Origin of the sequence: Yoonia sp. SDW83-1 (assembly GCF_046762885.1) — a bacterium.
Classification (GTDB): domain Bacteria; phylum Pseudomonadota; class Alphaproteobacteria; order Rhodobacterales; family Rhodobacteraceae; genus Yoonia.
Window position 1 is genome coordinate 214,559 of the sequence record NZ_JBKQXO010000005.1, and the last position, 24,778, is coordinate 239,336.

The following is a 24,778-nucleotide window of genomic DNA, read 5'->3' on the forward strand; positions in this document are numbered from 1 at the left end:
CGAGGAATTGGTTAATTCGTGACAACCTCACCGTCCGGTGCCTGATAGACGCCCTGTTCCTTCAGGGCATCCACCACCTCCGCCGGCATGTAGGTTTCATCATGTTTGGCAAGGATTTCAACAGCTTCAAAGCGACCATTGACGTAATTCCCCTGCGCCACCATGCCCTGACCTTCCTCAAACAGATCAGGCAGGATACCGGTGTAAACAACAGGCACAGACGCACCACCATCTGTCACGGCAAAGCTGATCTGCTCCCCCTGACCGCGCACCAGCGACCCTTCCTCAACCAGCCCGCCAATGCGGAATCGCTCTGTCGGCAAGGGCGGCGCTTCGGCCACCTCACTCGGCGATCGGAAGAACTGAAAACTGTCATCAGGCAGAAACGCCAATAACACCAGCACCAGCGCCACGCAGACACCGGCAATCGAAAGCACCTGAATACGGCGACGCTTTTTCAGCGATTTCAGGCCACCTGTCATGGGAACACCGGGGCCAGCATCAGCCCCTCCGTCTCAGGCAGGCCCAGCATCAGGTTGGCATTCTGCAACGCCTGGCCGGATGAACCCTTGGTCAGATTATCCAAGGCGGCGATCACAATCGCCCGCCCGGCCACCCGGTCAGCCACCACGCCGATATGGCAGAAGTTGCTGCCCCGGATATGTTTGATCGACGGATGCTGTCCCATCGGAAGTACCTCAATAAACGGCTCAGCCGCATAAGCCGCGACCAGCGTATCATATATGGCCTGCGGATCACCCTGCACATAGGTGGTGGCCAAAATGCCGCGGTTCGCCGGGATCAGATGCGGCGTGAACTGGATATGCACGGGCCGACCAGCGACCAATGCAAACTCCTGATCAAACTCACCCAGATGCCTATGCGTGCCACCAACAGCATAGCCATGCGCCCCTTCGGACAATTCCGCGTGCAACAGGTTCTCCTTCAACGCGCGCCCTGCCCCGGATACTGTCGCTTTCAGGTCAATAATGATCTGATCCAGATCAATCACGCCTGCCGCAATCAACGGACGCAACGCATATTGGCCGGTCGCCGCGTTACAGCCGGTACCGGCCACCAGCCGGGCATCCCTGATCTGATCGCGATAAAACTCCGTCAGGCCATACACAGCCGTCTTCTGCAATTCAGGTGCCGCATGCGGCTTGCCATACCATTTCTGATAATCCGCCGGATCGCGCAGACGGAAATCAGCCGACATATCCACGATCCGCACATGATCGGGCAGGCCTGCAATCACCTGTTGCGAGGTCGCATGCGGCAGCCCGCAAAACACGATCTCGACCCCGTCAATCGACATCTCTTCAATCGTCGTCAGACGCGGCAGGTCCAGATGGCGCAAATGCGGAAACACTTCCGCCATGGCCATCCCGGCCTTTGAGTTTCCGGAAAGCCCAACAATCTGCAGGCTCGGATGCGTGGCAATCAACCGGACAAGTTCCGCCCCGGTGTAGCCAGAAGCGCCAAGAATGGCGACATTATGGGTCATATCGATATCCCTTTGGGATGAAGTCTTTGGAAGGGTTCAAGCAGCTTCAAACGTGATTTGTCGTCGCAAAAACTGTGTGGCGCGGCTCGACACACGCGCGGGATCGCCCGTCGTCAGAAACGCGCTCTCAGTACCCGACCCCATCATATTTGGATGCCGCTCAAGATAATCGGCCAGACTCTCGGCCACCAAATCTGCCTGTGAAAACACCTTCACATCCGGACCCAATGCCGCCTGAAACGCATCATGCATCAGCGGATAATGCGTGCAGCCCAGAACAGCCGCATCCGGGTCGGGCATCTTGCGCTTCAGCGCATCGACATGCGACTTCACCAGCGCCTCCGCCAGGATCATATCGCCGTCCTCAATGGCATCGACAACACCACCGCAGGCCTGCGCCTCCACATCCACGCCAATCGCCCGAAACGCCAGTTCTCGCTGAAACGCCCGGCTCGACACCGTGGCTGGTGTCGCAAACAAGGCAACATGCTTGGTCGCGACCTCGCGCGGGGGTGAATTATCACCCCACTGCCGTTCGGTCAGCGCCTCGATGAGCGGCACAAACACCCCCAACACGCGCTTGCCTTCCGGCACCCAGCTTTCCTGCATCCGCCGCAGCGCAGCAGCAGAAGCTGTGTTGCAGGCCAAAATCACCAGATCACAACCGGCGTCAAACAGGCGCTGCGTGGCCTGCGTGGTCAGATCATAGATGTCATCAGCATCGCGCACACCGTAAGGGGCATGGGCGCTGTCACCAAAATAGACCAGTGGCAAATCGGGCAAGCGCTTCGCCACGGCATCCAGCACCGTCAGCCCCCCAAGCCCGCTATCGAATATCCCGACGGCCATTGCGCACCTTGTATTTATCTTCAAACTCATGGCCCAGACGACTTGCATCGACGGGCTTTGGGCTCAACTCATACGTGGCTTTGCGCAGGAAATCCATGCACCCTTTTGGGTCTTTTTTGAATGCGGCCAGCCGATCAGCCGGGATCGGCTCACCCACCACAACACGCACTGGTTTATTGATCCGCGCCCTGAACTCGCGGATCAGCAAACCAAGCCGTAAATTCGCGTGAATATGGCTCGCCAACTGAAAAATCCGGCTGTTCCCGCCCTCGAAAAAAACCGGCACAACCACCGCATCCGACTTGGCAATCATCTTGGCAGTAAACGTGCGCCAGCCCGGATCCATCGGCTGCGAAAACGGCTTGGCTGCGGTGGAAACCGTCCCGCCCGGGAAAATCCCAATCGCGCCGCCTTCATTCAGATAACGGACCGCCTCTGCGCGCGTTTCCAAATTCAGCTTTGCCGCTTCCTTCGTCTCATCGAAGGAAATCGGCAAAATCACCCGTTCCAGATCGGGTGACCGGCGAAAGATCCGATGCGCCAACACCCGAAACTCGCCATCGCGACGTTGCGACAGGATACGCCCCATCATCAACCCATCCAGAATGCCATACGGATGATTGGACACCACAATCAGCGGGCCGGTCGCGGGGATATTCTCCAGCGCCCCACCAATGACCTCGAGTTTCAGACCATAACGCCCTGAAATCACTTCCCAGAAGTCCTGGCCAGCAGCGACATCCAGATCATAGCCGCGCGCCTTGCGGATCAGCCGTAACCGGCCCGTGGCATTCTCCATAACCCGTACCAAGGCGCGCGCGCGCCTGCTCTTGACCGAACTGGCATAAGAGATATCGCGCGCAACTTCGCGTTCTTTTCGGGGCATCAGCAGGCGCCTGCATAGACAACGTTGCCGGACATTATCACAGCACGGCTACAATCAAATGACAATCCTGCGAACGCTCTCGCCTACTCCGCCGCCTGTTGCATCGGTGTGGCACGCAGCACCGCCAGCAATTCCTCGCGCCGCTTGGCGGCCTTGCGGGCATTGGCCTCCTTCACCGGACCGAACCCACGGATATCCAGCGGCAGCGCCGCCAGCGCCACAGCAGCATCGCGCGTATCCGGGCGGACGATCTGCAAAACTTCGGCCATATCCTTCTCATATTCCTTGATCAGCGCCCGCTCCATCCGACGTTCCGCCGTCCGGCCGAAGGGATCAAACGGTGTACCGCGCAGGAACTTCAGCTTCGCCAGCCGGGGGAACATCCGCGCCATTGTCGCCCCATATTCCTTCTTCATCGGGCGGCCATCCGGCCCAGTCTTGGAAATCATCGGCGGGGCCAGATGATAGGTCAGCTTCAGATCGCCATCAAACTCTGCCTCCGCCTTCGCCCGCGTCTCGGTCAGCAGACGTGCCACTTCGTATTCATCCTTATACGCCAACAGCTTATGATACCCTTTTGCCACCGCTTCGCGCAGCGGGGCATCCTGAAACTGATCAACGAGCTTGCGATACCGCTTGGCCAGCCGCTTGCCCTGATAGGCCACCAGCCGCGCCTCGCGAAACGCGATCTTCTCATCCAGTGACTTCGGTAGCTGCACCACTTTCGGCGTCAGCAAGGCCTGCGCATCCTCCGGATGCAGATAGGCCCACCGCCCCAGCTCAAACGCGCGGATATTGCGCTCCACCGCCGCACCATTCAGCCGGATCGCCCCCACAATCGCGTCATAACTCAGCGGGATCGCCCCCATCTGCCAGGCCGCGCCAAAGATCATCATGTTCGAATAGATACTGTCACCCAAAAGCGCCTTCGCCAGATCAGAGGCGTCAAACATCGCCAGCCCCTCACCCAGCCGCGCCTGTAACGCCACCTGCAACTGATCGGTGGGCAGCTTGAATTCCGTATTCCGGGTGAAATCGCCGGTGATGATCTCGTGGCTGTTCACCACACCTTTCGTCCGCCCAGTCTTCATCAACCCAATCGTCTTGGCCCCGGCAGAGACCACCAGATCACCCCCGATCAGCGCATCACACTCACCCGTTGCAACGCGGATCGCATTGATATCGCTCGGCTTCTCGGCAATTCGGCAATGGATATGCACAGCACCGCCCTTCTGGGCGAGGCCTGCCATTTCCATCATGCCAGCCCCCTTGCCATCCATATGCGCAGCCATGGCCATGACTGCACCAATGGTCACCACACCCGTGCCACCCACACCGGTAATCACAACGTTATGCGTGCCTTCAATCGCTGGCAGCTCTGGCTCTGGCATATCTGGCAGATCAACATCCGCTGTCGCCTCTTTCCTGATCTTCGCGCCCTCAATCGTCACGAATGACGGGCAGAACCCTTTCACACAGGAATAATCCTTGTTGCAGGACGACTGATCAATCGCGCGCTTGCGGCCCAGTTCCGTCTCCACCGGCACAATCGAAACACAGTTCGACTGCACACCGCAATCACCGCAGCCTTCACAGACATCCGTATTGATAAACACCCGCTTGTCCGGGTCCGGGAACTGGCCACGCTTGCGGCGGCGGCGCTTCTCCGCAGCACAGGTTTGCACATACACAATGGCCGACACACCTTTGTATTTGCTGAACTTCTCCTGCACCGCAGGCATATCCACCCGCTCATGCACATCCAGGCCCTTGGGGAAAAGGGACAGATCGATATCCTCTTTCTCATCATAAACCAGCGCGATATTCCGCACCCCCATCGCCTGCAATTCGCGGCAGATCTGGTCGGCGGTCAGACCGCCATCATTGCCCTGCCCGCCGGTCATGGCGACAGCGTCGTTGTAGAGGATCTTGTAGGTGATATTCGTGCCTGCCAGCAGCGCAAAGCGAATGGCCTGCACGCCCGAATGGTTATATGTCCCATCGCCCAGGTTCTGGAACACATGGTCACGGGTCGAAAACGGCGCTTCACCCACCCAGTTGGCACCTTCGCCGCCCATCTGGGTGAACCCCACCGTCTCACGGTCCATCCACTGCACCATATAGTGACAGCCGATACCTGCATAAGCCCGCGACCCTTCCGGCACCTTGGTCGACGAATTATGCGGACAGCCTGAGCAGAAATACGGCAACCGCGCCGCGATCTCGGGAGCATTATCGGCCCGGCGCGCCTCACTCAATTGCGCAAGGCCCGCCTTCACCCCGTCAGACCCACAGCCTTCCTCAACCAGTATCCCACCCAGCTTTTCGGCAATCCAGATCGGATCAAGCGCGGCCCGCGTCGGGAAAATCTCTTCCCTCCGGCCTTCCGAATGCTCATCCCCCTTGTGCCAGCCATAGACCCGGCGTTCACGGCGATCATCAAAGATCGCCTCCTTGACCTGCACCTCGATCAGCTTGCGCTTTTCCTCGACGACCACGATCAGTTCCAGCCCCTCAGCCCATTCGTGGAACGATGCCATATCCAACGGCCAAACCTGCCCCACCTTATAGGTGGTGATCCCCAGCCGCTCCGCTTCACCCTCATCGATGTTCAACAGCGACAAGGCATGCTGCAAATCCAGCCAGTTCTTACCGGCGGCCACAAACCCGATCTTCGCCCCCGGCTTGCCCCATTTGCGCTGATCCATCTTGTTTGCACGCGAAAACGCTTCTGCCGCAAACCGCTTATGGTCAATCATCCGCGCCTCTTGCAGCTGCGGCGTATCGACCAGTCGGATATTCAGCCCGCCTTCGGGCAACTCCATCTTCGGCGTCACAAACGACAACCGATGCGGATCACCATCCACGACCGAGGTCACCTCGATCGTGTCCTTCATCGTCTTCAGACCAACCCACACCCCGGCATACCGGGACAGCTCCCAAGCGTAGAGACCATAGTCGAGGATTTCCTGCACCCCCGCTGGCGACACAATCGGCATATAGGCATCAACCATGGCCCAATCCGACTGATGCAAGGTCGTGGAACTCTCACCCGTATGATCATCCCCCATCGCCATGATGACCCCGCCATGTGGCGACGTACCGGCCATATTGGCATGGCGCATCACATCACCGGTGCGGTCCACACCCGGGCCCTTGCCGTACCACAGACCAAAAACACCATCATACTTGCCCTCGCCGCGCAGTTCCGCCTGCTGCGATCCCCAAAGGGCGGTGGCGGCCAGGTCCTCGTTCAGACCCAGTTGAAACTTCACCTGCGCAGGATCCAACACCTTCTTCGCCCGGGTCATCTGCATATCAACCGCGCCCAGCGGCGACCCGCGATACCCCGTGACATAGCCCGCCGTATTCAAACCGGACTTCTCATCACGCGCCCGCTGCATCAGCATCAACCGGACCAGCGCCTGCGTGCCGTTCAGCAAAACAGGCGATTTTGATAGGTCATACCGGTCGTTCAGGGACACATCCTGATGGGTCATCTCGCACCTCCCCGCGCGTCAAATCACTTGACGTAACTATAGGTCAAAATTACTGACCTACAAAGCGGAATTTTGTCGCGCATCACGTTTGCAACCAATTGCACACTTCGCGTAATGATCTGCTAAAGATAGCGATAACATTGATGACGGCGGGAAAAAATGGACTGGGACAAACTAAGAATATTTCACGCCGTCGCAGACGCCGGATCGCTGACACATGCAGGCGACACGCTGCATCTGTCGCAATCTGCCGTCTCGCGCCAGATCCGGGCGCTAGAGGAATCACTCAACACCACCCTCTTTCACCGGCATGCGCGCGGTCTGATCCTGACCGAACAGGGTGAACTTCTGTTCGACGCCACCAAATCCATGAACAAACGGCTCGAGGCCGCATCGGCCCGTATCCGCGACAGTGAAGAGGAAGTGTTCGGCGAACTCCGTGTGACGACGACGACCGGATTCGGCACGCTCTGGCTGGCTCCGCGCCTGCCCAAACTCTATGAACAATATCCCGACCTCAAAATCGACTTGATGCTCGAAGAACGGGTGCTGGACCTGCCCATGCGCGAGGCCGACGTGGCCATCCGCATGAAAGAACCCAGCCAGGCTGACCTGATCCGCAAACGGCTAATGTCCGTGCGCATGCGGCTCTATGCCTCGCGGGAATATCTGGAAAAGAACAATCCGATCGAAAAGATCGAAGATATCAGCAACCATCGTCTCCTCTGCCAAAGCCTGAACTCGATCCAGGTCGCTGCCGGTGCCACGCTGGTCCAGCACCTGCTCACCTACGACATCCCGAACCTGTTTACGGTGAACAACTATTTCGGGGTACTCCAAGGGGTACTCAACAACCTCGGCATCGGTGTGCTGCCCGATTACGTGACCGAAGATTTCCCCGACCTCGTCCGCGTCCTGCCCGATCTGGAATCCGGCGAAGTCCCCGTCTTCCTCGCCTACCCCGAAGAACTGCGGCAATCCAAACGGATCAGCGCCTTCCGCGACTTCGTGCAGGAAGAAATCTTCGCCCACCGCAAAAAGATGCGGGAAGCAGTCGGCGTCTGACCTCTTGAAGAAAGCTCATCGCACCGCGCGCCCATTTCATCATGGGGTCCGCAAACACGCGCCCGACGATTTGCCGACACAAGTCCGACGCAACGCCGACCGTACCAATCGCCTGAAATCAAAGCATTAACAGGCGATTCGATCCGACCGCACACAACTTGGATACGAAACGCACCCCAAACAAAACCCCGCCAAAGGTGTGAGCCATGCACGCAACACATACCGGCAATGCAGTCAAATAATCAGATTTTTTCTTGAATGGTCAAAAAACGCCCCCTATCTCATCTCTCGAAGGCGATGATGCTCAGACGCTCATCATCTTCACCTCCCTGTTGGACTTCGCCGGGCCTTGTGCCCGGCTTTTTTCTGCCTGATCGGCAGATTGATCGGAACGATCCGGTCAGCACTGCGTTTCGTCCTAGTAACGCAACACAATAGGAGAGCGTCATGAACTGGGATCAGGTCCAAGGCAACTGGAAGCAATTCAAAGGCAACGTACAGTCCAAGTGGGGCGAGTTGACCGATGATGAGGTCGACCAGGTCGAGGGCGACCGCGAAGCTCTCGAAGGCAAAATTCAGGCCAAATACGGCAAGTCGAAAGAAGAGGCGAAAAAAGAAGTCGACGAGTTTATCGACAGCCTCTGATCAGCCTTCAAAGCAGTAAACAAGCCGGGCCCCGCGCCCGGCTTACGCGTTTTTAAACCTCTCATTTTGCGAACCCGGTCCGTGGTGTTAGTTTTTCCGCCGAAACATCCCGGATCACACCATGATCACTGACATCGCCGACTATTTCACCAAAGGCTGCGGACGCTGCACCCGTTTTGATACGCCCGATTGTTCAACAAAGGTCTGGAACAAGGGCTTGCGCGACCTGCGCGAAATCTGCCAAAACGCGGGCCTGACCGAAACCGTTAAATGGGGCCACCCCTGCTACATGCACGCAGGGCGCAACATCGCGATCATTGGCGCATTCCGCAATAATTTCCGGCTTAGTTTCTTCAATGCCGCCCTGATGAGAGACCCCGACAGCGCGCTGGAACGCCAAGGCGAAAACACGGCCCATCCCGACATGCTGCGCTTCATCGATAACGCACAAGTCAACGCGCAAGCCGACCTGATCAGGTGCTATCTGGCTGAGGCGATGGACTATGCCGAAAAGGGCATCAACCCCCCACCCACAGAAAACACCCGCGAGATGCCCGCTGAACTTGCCGACGGACTCGATGCCGACCCCCAACTGGCCGAAGCCTTCGCCGCCCTCACCCCCGGCCGCCAACGCGGCTACTTTCTGCATATCACCAGCGCCAAGCAATCCACCACACGCAACGCCCGTATCGAAAAATGCCGTGACCGCATCTTCGCCGGCAAAGGCTTCAATGAACGCTAACCCCGTTGCCCCTTCGCGCCCCTTCGCTTAAAGGACCTGCAACTGCCGAAGGGGACGTCATGCAAGAGCCAGCCATCACCGAAGATCTGATCGCCGCCCATGGGCTCAAACCCGACGAATACGACCGAATCCTCCAGATCATCGGACGCGAACCGACCTTCACAGAACTCGGCATTTTTTCGGCCATGTGGAACGAACACTGTTCCTACAAGTCTTCCAAAAAATGGCTACGCACCCTGCCAACGGAAGGCCCCCAGGTCATCTGCGGCCCCGGCGAAAATGCCGGCGTGGTCGATATCGGCGACGGTCAGGCGGTTGTTTTCAAAATGGAAAGCCACAACCACCCGAGCTACATCGAACCCTATCAGGGCGCTGCCACCGGCGTGGGCGGCATCCTCCGCGATGTCTTCACCATGGGCGCACGACCCATCGCCGCGATGAACTCACTCAGCTTCGGCGCACCGAGCCACCCCAAAACCAAACAACTCGTAAACGGCGTCGTCGCTGGCATCGGCGGCTACGGCAACTGCTTCGGCGTCCCCACCGTGGGGGGGGAGGTCCGTTTCGACCCCGCCTATAATGGCAACTGCCTTGTCAACGCCTTCGCCGCAGGGCTCGCTGACGCGGATAAGATCTTCTACTCCGCCGCCTCCGGCGTTGGCATGCCCGTCGTCTATCTGGGTGCCAAAACCGGGCGCGACGGCGTCGGCGGCGCCACAATGGCGTCGGCCGAATTCGACGACACTATTGAGGAAAAACGCCCCACCGTGCAGGTCGGCGACCCCTTCACCGAAAAGCGGCTGATGGAGGCGACGCTGGAACTCATGGCCACCGGTGCCGTGATCAGCATCCAGGACATGGGTGCGGCTGGCCTCACCTGCTCAGCCGTCGAAATGGGCGACAAGGGGGGCCTGGGCGTCAAACTCAACCTCAACGCGGTTCCCCAGCGCGAAGACAACATGACCGCCTACGAAATGATGCTCTCTGAGTCCCAGGAACGCATGCTCATGGTCCTCAAACCGGAACTTGAGGCCGAAGCCCGCGCCGTTTTCGAAAAATGGGACCTCGATTTCGCCATCGTCGGTGAAACCATCGCCGAAGACCGTTTCATCGTCGAACATCAGGGCGAAATCAAAGCCGACCTGCCGCTTGCCACCCTCTCCGGCTCCGCCCCTGAATACGACCGGCCATGGGTGCCCACCACCGCCGCCGCCCCGCTTGGCGACGTGCCCGACGTGAACCCCATCGACGGGCTGAAAGCAATGATCGGCAGCCCCAATTACGCCGCCAAGCAATGGGTTTACGAACAATATGACAGTCAGGTCATGGCAGACACAGCCCGCACGCCCGGCGCAGGCAGCGGCATCGTGCGGGTCCACGGCACCGACAAATCGCTGGCCTTCACCAGCGACGTGACCCCCCGCTACGTCAAGGCGAACCCGGTTGAAGGCGGCAAGCAAGCTGTGGCCGAAGCCTACCGCAACCTCACCGCCGTCGGGGCCACACCATTGGCCACCACCGACAACATGAATTTCGGCAACCCCGAAAAGCCTGAAATCATGGGGCAATTTGTCGGCGCGATCCAGGGGATCGGCGAAGCCGTCAAAGCACTCGACATGCCCATAGTCTCCGGCAACGTCTCGCTCTACAACGAAACCGACGGCAAAGGCATCCTGCCCACACCCACAATCGGCGCCGTCGGGATCATCCGCCACCCCGACAACATGATCACCGGCCAGATCCGCGAAGGGCATATTTTGCTACTTCTCGGCGAAACACACGGACACCTCGGGCAGTCGGCGCTTCTGGCCGAACTCTTCGGGCGGGTCGAAGGTGACGCGCCGCCAGTCGATCTGGAGGCGGAAAAAACGAACGGCGATTTCATCCGCGCCAATCACAGCCTGATCACCGCCTGCACCGATCTCAGCGATGGGGGGCTGGCACTCGCGGCCTTCGAACTGGCCGAACAGGCGGACATCGGCATCACGCTGGACATCAGCGACACGCCCACCCTCTTTGGCGAAGACCAGGCGCGCTACCTGATCGGCTGCAATTTCGACCAGGCAGAGGCGCTGATGGTCGCCGCCAATCAGGCCGGCGTCAAACTGACAACAGTCGGCAAGGCTGGCGGCGATCAGATCAGCTTCGGCGACCACAGCGCGGCCCTCTCTGACCTGCGGCATCTCTACCGCAGCGCTTTCGAAAAAAGCGTGGCCTGATCTTCGTTCTTCCAAATACACTCCCGCCGGAGGCTCCGGCTTGTCCACCGGCGCAAGCGCCCCTAGATTAAGCGCAACAGACGAGGAACCAGATGCCCATCACCGCCTATGAGATCGAAACCCTGCTGCGCGAAAGCTTCCCCAACGCCACCATCGAAATCCAGGGCGACGATGGAGTTCACTTCCAGGGCCTCGTGATCGACGAAAGCTTTCGCGGCATGAACCGCATCCAGCAACAACGCGCCGTAATGGCCGTGATCAAACCCAAGGTCGATAGCGGCGAAATTCACGCGCTTGGCCTCACCACGAAAGCCCCCGACGAGCCGCAAAATTCTTAAATAAGAATTTTGACAAAAGTCTTTTCAAGACTTTTGCGCCAACCCAAAAGGAAGAACCATGACAGCTCAAGACCAGATCAAGGAAACCGTGACGAAGAACGACGTCGTGCTCTTCATGAAAGGCACCAAATCCATGCCGCAATGCGGGTTCTCGTCCCGCGTGGCCGGGGTGCTGAACTTCATGGGTGTCGAATATCACGACATCAACGTGCTGGCCGATGACGACATACGGCAAGGGATCAAGGATTATTCCGACTGGCCCACCATCCCCCAGCTTTACATCAAGGGCGAATTCGTGGGCGGTTGCGACATCATCACCGAAATGACTCTCTCTGGCGAACTCGATGCCGAATTCGCCAAGCACGGGATCAGCTTTGACAAGGACGCCGCCGACAAGATCCGCGAAGCGAACGGCTGAACGCATTGCGCCGGGGCGCTAGGATGCGCCCCCTTCGACCTGATCGGCCAGCGCCTCTGCCCGCGCAGCAATTTCCGCGAGCGTATCGGTGACCTCGGCGGGCACCACCGGAACCTCGACGCGTTCGGGCGCAGGCGCGGGTTGCGCCTGCATCGTCTCAATTTGCGCGCGCATCTTGGCGGCTTCGGCTTCGGCCTCGCGCACCTTGTCCTCAAGACCAGCGGTCTTGTCCGCCAGCATCAGACCTGCCATCAGCAGCATCCGCGCCTCCGGCATCCGGCCGATCTGTTCAGACAAATGCGCGGCCTCAGCATCCAGCATGGCCGCGGCCGAATGCAGAAAATGCTCCTCACCATCCTGACAGGCCACTTCAAAGCTGCGGCCACCAATCGCAATCTCAACCTGCGGCATGGGATGTCTCCTCGATCAGGGGGGTCAGTTCGGCCAGAATGGCATCCACCTCAGCGGCATCGGCAGACCGTTGGGCCTGCAAGGCTTCCACTTCTGCAGCGACGGCCTGATCCAGCAGTTCCGGGGCCAACCCTTTGGTCACTGCCTCGCGCAACTGGGTATTCATGTCACGCATCTGCGCGTTTGAGGCACGCAAGCGCTGCAATTCGGCATCCAGCTTGACCATTTGCGCCTTCTGCGCCTCGACCCGCTCGGTCAATGACGCCACCTGTGTATCCTGCCGCTCTTTCAGCGCACGGACACGCTCGATCAACTCGGCATTGGCCGCACGTTCCTTTTCCAGCGCTTCGGTCAGGTCCGTCTGGGGCGCACCACCGCGTGCCTCCATACCCTGCCTGATCCGGTCCAGCGCCGCCGTAATACGGCTTTCCAATGCACTAATGTCACTCATCCGCCCGTCCTTTCGCACCCCGGCACCCCGGGGCCATGCAACGCTGCGGTCTGCCCCCGCCTGCGTCGAAAATGATCCGGCAAAGCCGAATCGTGCCTCTTTACCGATAGCCTAAGCCATCCGCCAAAGGCCCGCAAACGCAGAGGCGGCAAGAAAATGAACAGCTTAGCCCGCATGCTTGATCTCGCGGGGGGGCCTGATATGAGGCAGGGCAAGCAAAAAGATCATCTTTGTAAACAGGAACCTACCCCCTTGGATATTGCAGCCCTGCGCACCGCCCACCCCGACCACTGGAAGAAAGCCACCGCGATCCGCACCCTGACGCTGGATGCGGTCGCTGCCGCAAATTCCGGCCATTCCGGCATGCCCATGGGCATGGCCGATGTCGCCACGGTCCTTTTTGAAAAACATCTGAACTTCGACCCCAAGACACCGGACTGGCCTGACCGCGACCGGTTCATCCTGTCGGCGGGTCACGGCTCCATGCTGCTTTACTCCCTGATGTACCTGACCGGCTACGAAGACATGCCGCTGCAACAGATCAGGGATTTCCGCCAATGGGGCGCACGCACTGCAGGCCACCCCGAATACGGACACGCCCGCGGGATCGAGACCACCACCGGCCCCCTCGGCCAAGGCATCGCCAATTCGGTTGGCTTTGCCATTGCCGAGGAAATCCAGCGTGCCACCTGGGGCAAGAAAGTCGTCGACCACTACACCTATGTCATGGCCGGTGACGGCTGCCTGATGGAAGGTGTCAGCCACGAAGCCATCGGTCTGGCCGGCATGCAGAAACTCGGTCATCTGATCGTCTTCTTCGACAACAACAACATCACCATCGACGGCACCGTCGATATGGCGGATATCACCGACCAGCCGCAGCGGTTCGAGGCAGCAGGCTGGCACGTCCAATCCATCGACGGTCACGACCCCGCAGCCATCGACGCCGCCATCACAGCGGCCAAGAAAGACCCGCGGCCGTCCATGGTCGCCTGCAAAACCCATATCGCGTTGGGTCACGCCGCACAGGATACGTCCAAGGGCCACGGCGCCCTGACCGACAAGGATCAACTCAAAGCCGCCAAAGAGGCCTATGGCGCGCCCATGGGCGATTTTGAGGTCGACCCGGATACCAAAAAACAGTGGGAAGCCATCGGCGCACGTGGCGAGGCCACCCGCAAGGACTGGGAACAGCGCTTCGCCAGCCTCTCCGCCACCAAACAGGCCGAATTTAACCGGACCTATGCAGGTGAAGCGCCGAAGAAACTCAGCGCCACCATCCGCGCCTTGAAAAAGCAGGTCACCGAAGGCTTGCCAAAGGTCGCAACCCGCAAATCCTCCGAAATGGTGCTCGAAGTGATCAACCCGATCATGAAGGAAACCATCGGCGGCTCGGCTGATTTGACCGGCTCCAACAACACCAAAACCGGTGATCTTGGCGTCTTTACCCCCGCCAGCCGCAAGGGGCGCTACATCTATTACGGCGTGCGCGAACACGGGATGGCTGCGGCCATGAACGGCATGGCGCTGCATGGCGGCACAAAACCTTATGGCGGCACCTTCATGTGCTTCACCGACTACGCGCGCGGGGCAATGCGGCTGTCGGCACTGATGGGCGTGCCTGTCACCTATGTTATGACACATGACAGCATCGGGCTTGGCGAAGACGGGCCAACCCACCAGCCGGTCGAACACCTCGCCATGCTGCGCGCCACACCCAACGTGAATGTCATTCGGCCTGCCGATACGGTCGAAACAGCCGAAGCATGGGAACTGGCGCTGACCTCACAGAAAACCCCAACCGTGCTCAGCCTGACCCGTCAGGGCCTTCCCACAGTGCGCAAAGACCACAAGACGAAAAACCTGACGGCCCAGGGCGCCTATGTCCTCGCCGATGCCGAAGGCAAACGGCAGGCGATCCTGCTCGCCACCGGCTCCGAAGTCAGCGTCGCCCTCGCCGCCCGCGACCTTTTGCAAGCCGAAGGGATCGGTACGCGCGTCGTCTCCATGCCCTGCTGGGAACTCTTCGAAGAACAGGACGAAAGCTACCGCAAACGTGTCCTGCCCGCAGGGCCGGTAAGGGTCGCGATCGAGGCCGGCATTCGCTTTGGCTGGGACCGCTGGCTGTTCGGCGAACGCGGCAAGCGCGAAAAATCCGGCTTCATCGGTATGCACGGTTTCGGGGCTTCTGCCCCGGCCGAGCGCCTCTTCGAAGAATTCGGGATCACGGCACAAGACACGGCTGACAAGGTCAAGTCGCTAATCAAATAACAACAAAAGGCGACGGTTAGGCCCGTCGCCTTTTCTGCGAATGCCCGATTATTCAGGCTTTCATTGCATTGATGACTTCGCCGAAATCCAGATCGCTCACACGCTTCATGGTCCAATCTGTGAAATAGCGGCTCTCGATCTGCTTTTCATCCAATATCTTGAACCCGCCATGGCGCGGATCCTTCTCAATCGTCTTAATCAATTCACGGACAACAGGCTCTTCGCCTTCAAGGACCTGGCAGAAATTCCGGCCATTATAAGCCAGAGCACCTGTAACGCCGCGATCGGCGTTGGCCTTTTGTGACTGGGCCACTATCGCCTCGACGCCATCATCACCCAAATCCGCGTGGGCGGTGCTGAAATAAAGTATTCTGATCATCTCAATTCCTTAACTGCATGATGTGGCAGAATGTCTCAGTTAGGATCAGGTTAAGAAATTGTAAACGGCAACTTGGCGGTTCCTATGTCCTATGACATAGCAATCAGGATTGACCACACGTTACCCGCCAACGGTGCGGTTCTGTCCTTACAGGGCATATCAACAAATCCCAGCCATCGGCGCTTATCCGCCGACAGCCGGACCAGCACCGGTTTTCGCTATCCCTGCCCCGCTAACTCTACGAGAATCGCAAACATAATAAATATCTCAAAGAGATAGCGACATGAGCAGGCATTCAAACAGGCGCATTTCTGGCTTTATTCTTGTGCTTACGCTGCTGGCCAGCTGTAACACCGCGTTGGAAAGGCGAACGATCAGCGGCCCCGATATTGCGCCTGCCCCGGTCTCGGATATCGACAGCTACGCACAACGCTTCCTGAATGCCTTGCAGCCAAGATCCTTTGCAGAATCGCGTGAATATTGCGGGTTCTTCGTCGCCAACCGGGACGGCCAGGTCGTGGGCACCGCACCGCGGGCGGGCACCGCCGACAGCTGTGTCGCTGGCTTCATCCCCGCCAACGCGGTTGCCAGCTATCACACCCATGGCGGCTATCTGCCCAACTACTTCAACGAAGTCCCCTCGATAAGTGATGCCGTCAGTGCGATGGACGTGGAATTAGACGATTACGTCAGCACGCCCGGCGGACGATTCTGGCGGGTTGACGGGGACACCGGGACAGCCATCACGCTCTGCGGGCGCGGATGTCTGGCGCAAGATCCGATCTTCCGGCCTGATCCGCGCAATCCGATTGGTGTCCGCTACACGCTGGATCAGCTACGCGCACTGCAAAGCTAGGATGGTGTTAGCGACAACGGTTAGCGCAACCAGCCGACTTTATCGCTAACATACTGACAATAGGACACTTTTATCGTGGCATGCCCCGCTTCGCCACCCTATAGCTGGCGTCAGACAAAAGGCGTGAGGGATCGGGCATGACAGTCACAATCGGGATCAACGGCTTCGGCCGCATCGGGCGCTGCACCTTGGCGCACATCACCGAGGCCGCGCGCAACGACGTGCAGGTCGTCAAGATCAACGCGACCGGACCGATCGAAACCAATGCCCACCTCCTGAAATACGACAGCATCCACGGGCGCTTCGGCCACCCCGTGACCGTCACGGGCAACAGCCTCGACCTTGGGCGCGGCCCCATTGATGTGATGTCCACCTACGACCCGGCGGAGCTTGACTGGGACGGCGTCGATATCGTCCTCGAATGTACCGGCAAATTCAACGACGGCACTCAATCGGCCATCCATCTCGACCGCGGCGCCAAAAAGGTGCTCATTTCCGCGCCGGCAAAGAACGTCGACCGCACCGTCGTATACGGCGTCAACCACCGCGACCTGCTGGCGACCGAACGCATGGTCTCCAACGGATCCTGCACCACCAACTGCCTCGCCCCACTGGCAAAAGTCCTGAACGACGCCATCGGCATCGACCGGGGCATTATGACCACAATCCACAGCTACACCGGCGACCAGCCCACGCTGGACCGGCGGCACAATGACCTCTACCGCGCCCGGGCGGCCGCCATGGCGATGATCCCCACCATCACCGGCGCCGCCAAGGCCCTGGGCGAGGTGCTGCCGGAACTCGCCGGTAAACTCGACGGCACCGCGATCCGCGTGCCCACCCCCAATGTCAGCGCGGTCGACCTGACATTCGAAGCCGGCAAACCCGTCACCGTCGATGACGTCAACGCTGTGGTCGCCGAAGCGGCGTCCGGTTACATGGGCATGGTCATGGCCTACGACGCCGAGGCCAAGGTCAGCATCGATTTCAACCACACCACACAAAGCTGCATCTTCGCCCCCGACCAGACCAAGGTCGTCGGCGGCAAAACCGTCCGTGTCCTCGCATGGTACGACAACGAATGGGGTTTCTCCGCGCGCATGGCCGACGTGGCCGGCGCCATGGGGCGGTTACACTAGCAACCACCGGCACGCTAAAGCCACAAAGTGCTGAGGGCATCGCCCGACCTGGAGGGCGTGCGCAACGCCTACGTTTGGCTGGGCATCTCTACTCGGTCAAACGCCAAGCTATTTGAGACGCAGCAAAATCGCCCTCCGGGGGGAGGTCGGTCGATGCCCGGTGGTGCCCACCGGGCGAAATGTTTGACGTGAACGCACGACAATCTCAGGTGATGGCTTTGTCCCAAAACGCCAACGCAAGATCATATCTCCACCGCGTCAGGCCAACAGAAGATGACCGACTGACTTTCCCGGCGCCAACGTCCCGCGCAACGCCTTAGCCCCGAAGCCATTGCAGTTTTGCCATTTTCCTCCCACCCGGCTAGACCTGCGCCATGACCAACACCATCGCCATCTGCCTCGGCATCCTGATCATCGGCTTCTTTGCCATTGATCACTTCGTGCTGGAATGGAACACGCCACAGTTCCTGATGCAGCAACTGATACGGCTCACCGAATATATTGCCTTTTGGCGCTGAGCATTTCGGTGCAAGATAGGTTGACCTTTGGTCATAAATCGCAATGTTAGCGCCAACATTGATCCCATCAGGAGGAACATCATGGCCGTCAAAGTCGCCATTAACGGATTTGGCCGGATTGGCCGCAATATTTTGCGGGCCATCATCGAAAGCGGACGCACAGATATCGAAGTCGTCGCCATCAACGATCTCGGCCCCGTGGAAACCAACGCCCACCTCTTGCGGTTCGACAGCGTGCATGGCCGCTTCCCGGCCACCGTAACGACAACCGAAACAACCATCGATGTCGGTCGTGGCCCGATGGAGGTGACCGCTATCCGCAACCCCGCCGACCTGCCATGGGCGCATGTCGATATCGTTCTGGAATGTACCGGCATCTTCAACAGCAAAGAGGCCTGCCAGGCCCATCTGGACAATGGCGCCTCCCGCGTGCTGATCTCGGCCCCGGGCAAAAACGCCGATAAAACAATCGTCTACGGCGTGAACCACGATGTGCTGACCAAGGATGACATCGTCGTCTCCAACGCATCCTGCACCACCAATTGCCTGTCCCCCGTGGCCAAAGTGCTGAATGACGCGATCGGGATTACCAAAGGGTTCATGACAACGATCCACAGCTACACCGGCGACCAGCCGACGCTGGATACCATGCACAAGGACCTCTATCGCGCCCGCGCGGCGGCCCTTTCCATGATCCCAACATCAACCGGGGCCGCCAAGGCTGTCGGCCTCGTTCTGCCCGAACTCAACGGCAAACTCGACGGCGTGGCGATCCGTGTGCCAACCCCCAACGTGTCCGTCGTGGACCTGACATTTGAATCGTCACGGGCCACCACCGTCGAAGAGGTCAACGACGCCATCAAAGCCGCCGCTGACGGCTCGCTCAAAGGCGTGCTTGCCTATACCGACCTGCCCATGGTCAGCTCAGACTTCAACCATGATCCGCATTCGTCGATCTTCCATCTGGACCAGACCAAAGTACTGGACGGCAACATGGTGCGAATCCTGACCTGGTATGACAACGAATGGGGTTTCTCCAACCGGATGGCTGATACAGCCGTTGCGATGGGCAAACTGATCTAGATTCAGCCATCTGCACAGCAAACAGGCCGACCCACACCGGGTCGGCTTTTTTGTGACCAAATCATGAATTTCGCCATGCAGAACATGCATGGCGCTTTGCATTTTACGCACCTTGTTCTGCGCCGCAGCATCGCTAAATCAGGGTCAAGACAACGAAACGCGATGACTTAAAAGGAGCACGCAAATGACCGCACTGAACACCGTTCGCACTGCAATTGAAAAGCGCGTGGCCTATTCACGCCTCAAGCGCGAACTGCGCAACATGCCGCTGGAAACAGCCATTGATCTGGGCATGTTCCGCGAAGATGCCGCCAAGATCGCAACCAAGGCAATCTACGGCTAAGCCACTCAATAAGTTACGAAAACCAGCCGTCCCAATGGGGCGGCTTTGTTATTTCAGGACCCTGTCCAGAAACGCGTCGATCCGCGCGGAATACCCCGGCTGGCCAGCAATATTGTTATGTGTGGCCCCTGTCACCTCATGCATCGTCACATCCAGCCCAGCATCCTCCATCAGCCGCGTCAGACGCTGACCATTGGCAATAGGGATCAACTGATCGGCGGCCCCATGCTGCACCAGCACAGGCGCTGACAGACGGGGGACCAGCACTGCGTTGTTCCATTTCTGCACCCCAGGCATGTAACAGGCCGGCAGGTATGACGCCCGCGTCATCAGTTCGCACATCTTCACATAAGGGGCATCCAGAATGACGGCAGCCACGTCACGCTCCACCGCGACATGCTGAGCAATGCCTGTTCCCATGGAATAGCCATGCACCACAATCGGCCCGTCATGGCGGGCCGCCAACCAGTCATAGGCTTCCAGCGCATCGATCTTCAAACGGCGCTCTGACGACCGACCGGGGATGCCACCGCCCCCTGGATATTCCATCGCCACAATCGTGCGCCCGGCATTCACATGCGCATCCAGCGTATAGGTGAAATAGGCCAGCGCGCCGCCATTGCCCATGAAAAACAATACCGCCGGGTCGGCGCTCCCCTCCGAAATGGCAAGGGCCACTTGCCGGTCCGAAACCACCTCCTGACGAAATCCAGGGGAGTCAAACGGGTCAGGACCAAAGGGATAGATGAACCGGGGATGGGTCAGCACCATCGCCGCCGCATAAAGCAGATAAGTACCCGCAAACAAAAGCAGCAGCTTCAATCAGCGAACCGCGCCAGCAACGCGGTATTCACGGCCGGGGTCACGAATTTCGACACATCGCCGTCCAGCCGGGCGATTTCCTTGACCAGTTTGGAGGCAATCGCCTGATGCTGGGCCTCGGCCATCAAAAACACGGTCTCGATACTGTTATCAAGAGCACGGTTCATGCCAACCATCTGGTATTCATACTCAAAATCCGCCACCGCGCGCAGGCCGCGAATGATAACACCGGCATTCACATCGCGGGCACAATCGATCAGCAGGTTCTCGAACGGATGCACGACAATCTCGCACCCGGTTGCGGCACCCAAAGGGGCGCATTCCGCCTCGACCATGGCCACACGCTCCTCCAGATCGAACAGAGGCCCCTTGTCGCGGTTGATTGCCACGCCAATGACCAGACGATCCACCAGCGAACAGGCCCGTCGGATAATATCCAGATGGCCCAGCGTGATCGGGTCAAATGTGCCGGGATAAAGCCCTGTCCGCATGGCGCACCTCATCGTTACAAATTCTGGGGGCCACGCAACATTATTGCGGACAAGATTGCAAGAGGGCTAGTGCCCCATGATCATGCCTTCCAGGGCATCCTTTTCCATCGACAATTCGGCCAGTCGGGCCTTGACCACATCACCAATGGAAATCAGGCCGATCATTGTGCCGCCTTCCATCACCGGCAGGTGACGAAACCGGCCGTTGGTCATCATCTCCAACACCGCATCAGCACTGTCAGTGGGCGCACAGGTCACCAGCTTGGATGTCATCATCTCGCCCACCGGTTCACTCAGACAGGCCACACCGCGCTTGCCCATCTCGCGCACGATATCGCGCTCTGACAGGATCCCATCCAGCGTTTTCCCGTCGGCGGACACGACAACCGTCCCGATCCGCTTTTCCGACAACAGCTTGACAGCATCGTTGACATGATCCGTCGGCTTGACCGACACCACACCGATATCAGTCTTGGATTTCAGGATTTGGGACACAATCATCAGCGGGCTCCTTGGCGCGGCTTCAATGGTTTCAGCGTGTCAAATCACGGGGCTACCTGTCAAGCGTGCCATTTGTTCAAGACGCGCAACTTCTGCCTGCATCCCGCGCATGAGCGCACCGGCAAACCGGGTCAATCGGTCCGACTGGCGGTCGGACGTATGGCGAACCAGATAAAATGATCGCTGCAGCGAAATCTCATCGGTCAGCACCCGGCACAGCTCTGGCGCGAAGGGCAACACAAAATCATGCACAAACCCCACCCCGGTCTGGCGCAGCATCTGCAATTGCACCGCGACCGAATTGGATGCCAGCTGCACACCATCCGCCCCCAGCGCGCCCAGATAATCCAGTTCCTTGTCGAAAATCATATCCGGGATGTAGCCCACAACCGGCCTTCCTCGCAGGTCCTCGCGCGACCCGACAGGCGGCGCATCGGCCCGCGTTGCCAGATGCAGGTGGTAATCCGTGATCTTCTGCACCGTCAGACGACCCGCTGCTGGCGGGCTGACCGTCACCGCCATATCCGCCTCGCGGCGCGACAGGTTCACGACACGGGGTAACGCCAGCACCTGCACCTCCAGATCGGGGTTGTCCGCCTGAATGGCGGCACAGACCTGCGGCAGCAGAAAATTCGCCGCGCCATCCGGCGCCCCGATCCTGATCTGACCGGTCAGCGCCGCCGACGCCCCCTGCCCTTCGTCAAACGCCAGCGACAGATGCGCCTCGGCCTCCGCCGCGCGGTCGCGCATCCGCTCACCCAGATCGGTCAGCGCATAACCTTGCGGCGATTTGACAAACAATGTCGCCCCCATCGCGCGTTCCAGCCGGGCCACACGGCGGCCCAGCGTCGCCGGATCCATCTTCAGCACAGGGGCTGCCCCCGACAGGCTTTCGGCGCGGGCCACCGCCAGAAAAACCCGCATGTCATCCCAGTTTTCCATCACGCCCTTGCATTTTTGCAAAATGATTTTGGGACATTGCGGGTTTTACCACCAAAAACGCAAGCCTATAGTGGCCTCAAATTCAGGGAGGATTCCATGCAAGAACTGACCCATTACATCGGCGGCCAGCACGTCAAAGGCACATCAGGCCGCTTTGCCGACGTCTACAACCCCGCCACCGGCGACGTGCAGGCCAAAGTTCCGCTCGCCAATGCCGATGAACTGGCCAAGGCGGTCGAGATCGCGCAAAACGCACAGCCTGACTGGGCCGCCGTCAACCCGCAGCGCCGCGCGCGGGTGATGATGGCCTTTGTCGGCCTGCTCCACCGGGACATGGACAAGCTGGCCGAGGCGCTGTCGCGCGAACACGGCAAAACCCTGCCCGACGCCAAGGGCGACGTGATCCGCGGGCTCGAAGTGGTCGAATACTGCATCGGTGCGCCGCAACTGCTCAAGGGTGAATTCACCGACAGCGCGGGCCCCGGCATCGACATGTATTCGATGAAACAGCCCCTAGGTGTCACCGCAGGCATCACGCCTTTCAACTTCCCCGCCATGATCCCGATGTGGATGTTCGCGCCCGCCATCGTCTGCGGCAACGCCTTCATCCTCAAACCCTCCGAACGCGACCCATCCGTGCCCCTGATGCTGGCCGAACTGATGGAAGAGGCAGGCCTGCCCAAAGGCATCCTGCAGGTCGTCAACGGCGACAAGGAAGCGGTCGACGCGATCCTCGATCACGACGTGATCCAATCCATCGGCTTCGTCGGCTCCACCCCGATTGCGTCATACATCTACAGCCGCGGCTGCGCGCAGGGCAAACGTGTCCAGTGTTTCGGCGGGGCGAAAAATCACATGATCATCATGCCCGACGCGGACATGGATCAGGCTGCCGACGCGCTGGTCGGCGCAGGCTACGGCGCGGCTGGTGAACGCTGCATGGCAATCTCCGTCGCCGTGCCGGTCGGTGATGAAACCGCCGACCGCCTGCTCGAAAAACTGGTGCCAAGGGTCGAGGCGCTCAAGGTCGGCCCCTACACCTCCGGCAACGATGTCGATTACGGGCCGGTCGTGACCGCCGCCGCCAAGGCCAATATCGAACGGCTGGTGCAGTCGGGCATTGATCAGGGCGCGAAACTGGTCGTCGACGGGCGCGACTTCAGCCTGCAAGGCTACGAAGAAGGCTTTTTCGTCGGCGCGCATCTCTTCGACAACGTCACAAAGGATATGGACATCTACAAAACCGAAATCTTCGGCCCGGTCCTGTCTACCGTGCGCGCGCAAAGCTACAAAGAAGCGCTCAGCCTCGCCATGGACCACGAATACGGCAACGGCACCGCGATCTTCACCCGCGACGGCGACACCGCCCGCGATTTTGCCAACCGGATCAATATCGGCATGGTGGGTATCAACGTGCCGATTCCCGTGCCGCTGGCCTACCACACCTTCGGCGGCTGGAAGAAATCGGTCTTTGGCGACCTCAACCAGCACGGGCCGGATGCGTTCAAGTTCTATACACGGACCAAGACAATCACCTCTCGCTGGCCCTCGGGCATCAAGGAAGGCGGCGAATTCTCGATCCCCGTGATGGAATAAGCAGACCGGGCGGCGTAAAACCACGCCGCCCCCTACGGCTCTTAGACCACGGTGATGCTGCCCTTCATGCGAGGATGCACGGCGCAGAAATAGCTGAACGTGGCCGCTGACGGAAACTGCAACGACGCGGACTGACCGCCGCGCAGATTGCCGGTATCGAACGCGCCACTATCGGCTGTGGCCGTGTGCGGGGCGTTATCCTCATTCACAAACTGCACGGTATCGCCAGCATTGATTGTCAGATTGGCTGGCTCAAACGCGAAATTGCGGATGGCGACTGTATGTGTGGTCGCATGACCATCAGCACGGGCCATATGCGCTGCAAGCGGTGCCACTGCGGCAACAGCTGCCAGACGAAGGGCGGTACGACGAGTAATTTTTGACATTGGTTTTTCCTCAAGTTTCAAATCAGATCGTAAACCCCACTCTGCTAACCGCGGGCGAGGTATCAGACGCAACACAATGATCAACGGCACCACGCTAAAAGAGCCGGTGATGTAGCAAAGCATCTGTCTAGGATACGCGCAAAGAACTGGCTTTATTCCCGGAATTTTGAAAAAATTTCCAGATTCTGGAAAAAGCCTATCGCGGCGCATCTCCAAGTCTCCGTCAACAGACCTCTGAGCTCCAGCTTTTTGTCAGGTCTCCTACCCCCGCCAGTCGCGCCCTTCCCCCTAGAAAACTGATAAATGGTGATCTGCCGTCAGGCCGAAATGCCCAAAACCGCGCTATCGTCTGGCCTTCAAACCGGTAGGGAATAAGGCCGGACCGCCGCAAACCACCAGCTGCGGATCATACCAACCTGC

Annotated in this window: 26 protein-coding genes; 13 read left to right on the forward strand and 13 right to left on the reverse strand. The window is 59.2% G+C overall.

Annotated elements, in window-relative coordinates; genetic code table 11:
• Positions 1–11: 11 nt before the first annotated feature.
• The 5 genes from ccmE to ACFWW4_RS08710 form a co-directional block, all read right to left on the reverse strand.
• Positions 12–482, reverse strand: coding sequence for a cytochrome c maturation protein CcmE (gene ccmE, locus ACFWW4_RS08690; RefSeq protein WP_411890468.1), 471 nt, complete (start codon positions 480–482; stop codon positions 12–14).
• Positions 479–1,507: an N-acetyl-gamma-glutamyl-phosphate reductase gene (gene argC, locus ACFWW4_RS08695; RefSeq protein ID WP_411890469.1), complete on the reverse strand. Its 1,029-nt coding sequence runs from the start codon at positions 1,505–1,507 to the stop codon at positions 479–481. Before argC ends, ccmE begins: the two co-directional genes overlap by 4 nt.
• A 36-nt stretch (positions 1,508–1,543) precedes the next feature.
• The gene (gene murI / locus ACFWW4_RS08700) at positions 1,544–2,356 is read right to left on the reverse strand and encodes a glutamate racemase (protein WP_411890470.1); all 813 of its coding nucleotides are present in this window, start codon (positions 2,354–2,356) and stop codon (positions 1,544–1,546) included.
• On the reverse strand, positions 2,334–3,242 hold the full coding sequence (locus tag ACFWW4_RS08705; RefSeq protein ID WP_411890471.1) for a lysophospholipid acyltransferase family protein: 909 nt from the start codon (positions 3,240–3,242) through the stop codon (positions 2,334–2,336). The genes murI and ACFWW4_RS08705 overlap by 23 nt, the downstream gene beginning before the upstream one ends.
• Positions 3,243–3,325: 83 nt before the next feature.
• On the reverse strand, positions 3,326–6,742 hold the full coding sequence (locus tag ACFWW4_RS08710) for an indolepyruvate ferredoxin oxidoreductase family protein (RefSeq protein ID WP_411890472.1): 3,417 nt from the start codon (positions 6,740–6,742) through the stop codon (positions 3,326–3,328).
• Between the two features lie 159 nt (positions 6,743–6,901).
• On the opposite strand from ACFWW4_RS08710, the gene ACFWW4_RS08715 reads away from it, so the two are divergent.
• From ACFWW4_RS08715 to grxD, 6 genes are all read left to right on the forward strand, one after another.
• Positions 6,902–7,807 (forward strand): LysR family transcriptional regulator, encoded by a 906-nt coding sequence (locus ACFWW4_RS08715; RefSeq protein ID WP_393928635.1) that lies wholly within the window; start codon positions 6,902–6,904, stop codon positions 7,805–7,807.
• A 447-nt stretch (positions 7,808–8,254) separates the two neighbouring features.
• Positions 8,255–8,452: a CsbD family protein gene (locus ACFWW4_RS08720; RefSeq protein WP_411890473.1), complete on the forward strand. Its 198-nt coding sequence runs from the start codon at positions 8,255–8,257 to the stop codon at positions 8,450–8,452.
• A 121-nt stretch (positions 8,453–8,573) separates the two neighbouring features.
• Entirely contained in the window at positions 8,574–9,194 is a 621-nt protein-coding gene (locus ACFWW4_RS08725) for a YdeI/OmpD-associated family protein (protein ID WP_411890474.1), read from the forward strand.
• 59 nt (positions 9,195–9,253) lie between these two features.
• Complete coding sequence (gene purL / locus ACFWW4_RS08730) at positions 9,254–11,413, forward strand: phosphoribosylformylglycinamidine synthase subunit PurL (protein WP_411890475.1); 2,160 nt, start codon at positions 9,254–9,256, stop codon at positions 11,411–11,413.
• Positions 11,414–11,505: 92 nt separating this feature from the next.
• Positions 11,506–11,751: a BolA/IbaG family iron-sulfur metabolism protein gene (locus ACFWW4_RS08735; RefSeq protein WP_411890476.1), complete on the forward strand. Its 246-nt coding sequence runs from the start codon at positions 11,506–11,508 to the stop codon at positions 11,749–11,751.
• Between the two features lie 58 nt (positions 11,752–11,809).
• Positions 11,810–12,169 carry a Grx4 family monothiol glutaredoxin gene (grxD, locus tag ACFWW4_RS08740; RefSeq protein ID WP_411890477.1) on the forward strand — a complete coding sequence of 120 codons (360 nt, stop codon included), beginning with the start codon at positions 11,810–11,812 and terminating at the stop codon, positions 12,167–12,169.
• Positions 12,170–12,187: 18 nt separating this feature from the next.
• On the opposite strand, the gene ACFWW4_RS08745 is transcribed toward grxD, so the two are convergent.
• The gene (locus ACFWW4_RS08745) at positions 12,188–12,580 is read right to left on the reverse strand and encodes a cell division protein ZapA (protein ID WP_411890478.1); all 393 of its coding nucleotides are present in this window, start codon (positions 12,578–12,580) and stop codon (positions 12,188–12,190) included.
• Complete coding sequence (locus ACFWW4_RS08750; protein ID WP_411890479.1) at positions 12,567–13,031, reverse strand: hypothetical protein; 465 nt, start codon at positions 13,029–13,031, stop codon at positions 12,567–12,569. The genes ACFWW4_RS08745 and ACFWW4_RS08750 overlap by 14 nt, the downstream gene beginning before the upstream one ends.
• 252 nt (positions 13,032–13,283) lie before the next feature.
• On the opposite strand from ACFWW4_RS08750, the gene tkt reads away from it, so the two are divergent.
• On the forward strand, positions 13,284–15,302 hold the full coding sequence (gene tkt, locus ACFWW4_RS08755; RefSeq protein ID WP_411890480.1) for a transketolase: 2,019 nt from the start codon (positions 13,284–13,286) through the stop codon (positions 15,300–15,302).
• A 52-nt stretch (positions 15,303–15,354) separates the two neighbouring features.
• Here the strand turns inward: tkt and ACFWW4_RS08760 are convergent, their stop codons facing one another.
• A complete protein-coding gene (locus ACFWW4_RS08760; protein ID WP_393928644.1) occupies positions 15,355–15,681 on the reverse strand; it encodes a BLUF domain-containing protein in 327 nt (108 codons plus the stop codon).
• A 283-nt stretch (positions 15,682–15,964) separates the two neighbouring features.
• Between ACFWW4_RS08760 and ACFWW4_RS08765 the strand changes: the two genes are divergently transcribed.
• The 5 genes from ACFWW4_RS08765 (at position 15,965) to ACFWW4_RS08785 (ending at position 19,620) form a co-directional block, all read left to right on the forward strand.
• A complete protein-coding gene (locus ACFWW4_RS08765; RefSeq protein ID WP_411890481.1) occupies positions 15,965–16,537 on the forward strand; it encodes a DUF4329 domain-containing protein in 573 nt (190 codons plus the stop codon).
• A 137-nt stretch (positions 16,538–16,674) separates the two neighbouring features.
• Positions 16,675–17,676 (forward strand): type I glyceraldehyde-3-phosphate dehydrogenase, encoded by a 1,002-nt coding sequence (gene gap, locus ACFWW4_RS08770; protein WP_411890482.1) that lies wholly within the window; start codon positions 16,675–16,677, stop codon positions 17,674–17,676.
• A 374-nt stretch (positions 17,677–18,050) separates the two neighbouring features.
• The gene (locus ACFWW4_RS08775) at positions 18,051–18,194 is read left to right on the forward strand and encodes a hypothetical protein (protein ID WP_411890483.1); all 144 of its coding nucleotides are present in this window, start codon (positions 18,051–18,053) and stop codon (positions 18,192–18,194) included.
• Between the two features lie 81 nt (positions 18,195–18,275).
• Entirely contained in the window at positions 18,276–19,277 is a 1,002-nt protein-coding gene (gap, locus tag ACFWW4_RS08780) for a type I glyceraldehyde-3-phosphate dehydrogenase (RefSeq protein WP_411890484.1), read from the forward strand.
• Positions 19,278–19,461: 184 nt separating this feature from the next.
• Positions 19,462–19,620, forward strand: coding sequence for a hypothetical protein (locus ACFWW4_RS08785; RefSeq protein ID WP_411890485.1), 159 nt, complete (start codon positions 19,462–19,464; stop codon positions 19,618–19,620).
• Between the two features lie 48 nt (positions 19,621–19,668).
• Here the strand turns inward: ACFWW4_RS08785 and ACFWW4_RS08790 are convergent, their stop codons facing one another.
• The 4 genes from ACFWW4_RS08790 to ACFWW4_RS08805 all read right to left on the reverse strand — a co-directional run bounded on the left by ACFWW4_RS08790 (position 19,669) and on the right by ACFWW4_RS08805 (position 22,376).
• Positions 19,669–20,442: an alpha/beta hydrolase family protein gene (locus ACFWW4_RS08790; protein WP_411890486.1), complete on the reverse strand. Its 774-nt coding sequence runs from the start codon at positions 20,440–20,442 to the stop codon at positions 19,669–19,671.
• The gene (gene coaD / locus ACFWW4_RS08795) at positions 20,439–20,933 is read right to left on the reverse strand and encodes a pantetheine-phosphate adenylyltransferase (protein ID WP_393928658.1); all 495 of its coding nucleotides are present in this window, start codon (positions 20,931–20,933) and stop codon (positions 20,439–20,441) included. Before coaD ends, ACFWW4_RS08790 begins: the two co-directional genes overlap by 4 nt.
• 66 nt (positions 20,934–20,999) lie before the next feature.
• Positions 21,000–21,434, reverse strand: coding sequence for a CBS domain-containing protein (locus ACFWW4_RS08800; RefSeq protein ID WP_393928660.1), 435 nt, complete (start codon positions 21,432–21,434; stop codon positions 21,000–21,002).
• A gap of 39 nt (positions 21,435–21,473) precedes the next feature.
• The gene (locus ACFWW4_RS08805; RefSeq protein WP_411890487.1) at positions 21,474–22,376 is read right to left on the reverse strand and encodes a LysR family transcriptional regulator; all 903 of its coding nucleotides are present in this window, start codon (positions 22,374–22,376) and stop codon (positions 21,474–21,476) included.
• Between the two features lie 96 nt (positions 22,377–22,472).
• On the opposite strand from ACFWW4_RS08805, the gene ACFWW4_RS08810 reads away from it, so the two are divergent.
• On the forward strand, positions 22,473–23,972 hold the full coding sequence (locus ACFWW4_RS08810) for a CoA-acylating methylmalonate-semialdehyde dehydrogenase (protein WP_411890488.1): 1,500 nt from the start codon (positions 22,473–22,475) through the stop codon (positions 23,970–23,972).
• 41 nt (positions 23,973–24,013) lie between these two features.
• Here the strand turns inward: ACFWW4_RS08810 and ACFWW4_RS08815 are convergent, their stop codons facing one another.
• Positions 24,014–24,358, reverse strand: a complete 345-nt coding sequence (locus tag ACFWW4_RS08815; RefSeq protein WP_411890489.1) for a cupredoxin family copper-binding protein — start codon at positions 24,356–24,358, stop codon at positions 24,014–24,016.
• Positions 24,359–24,778 lie beyond the last annotated feature (420 nt).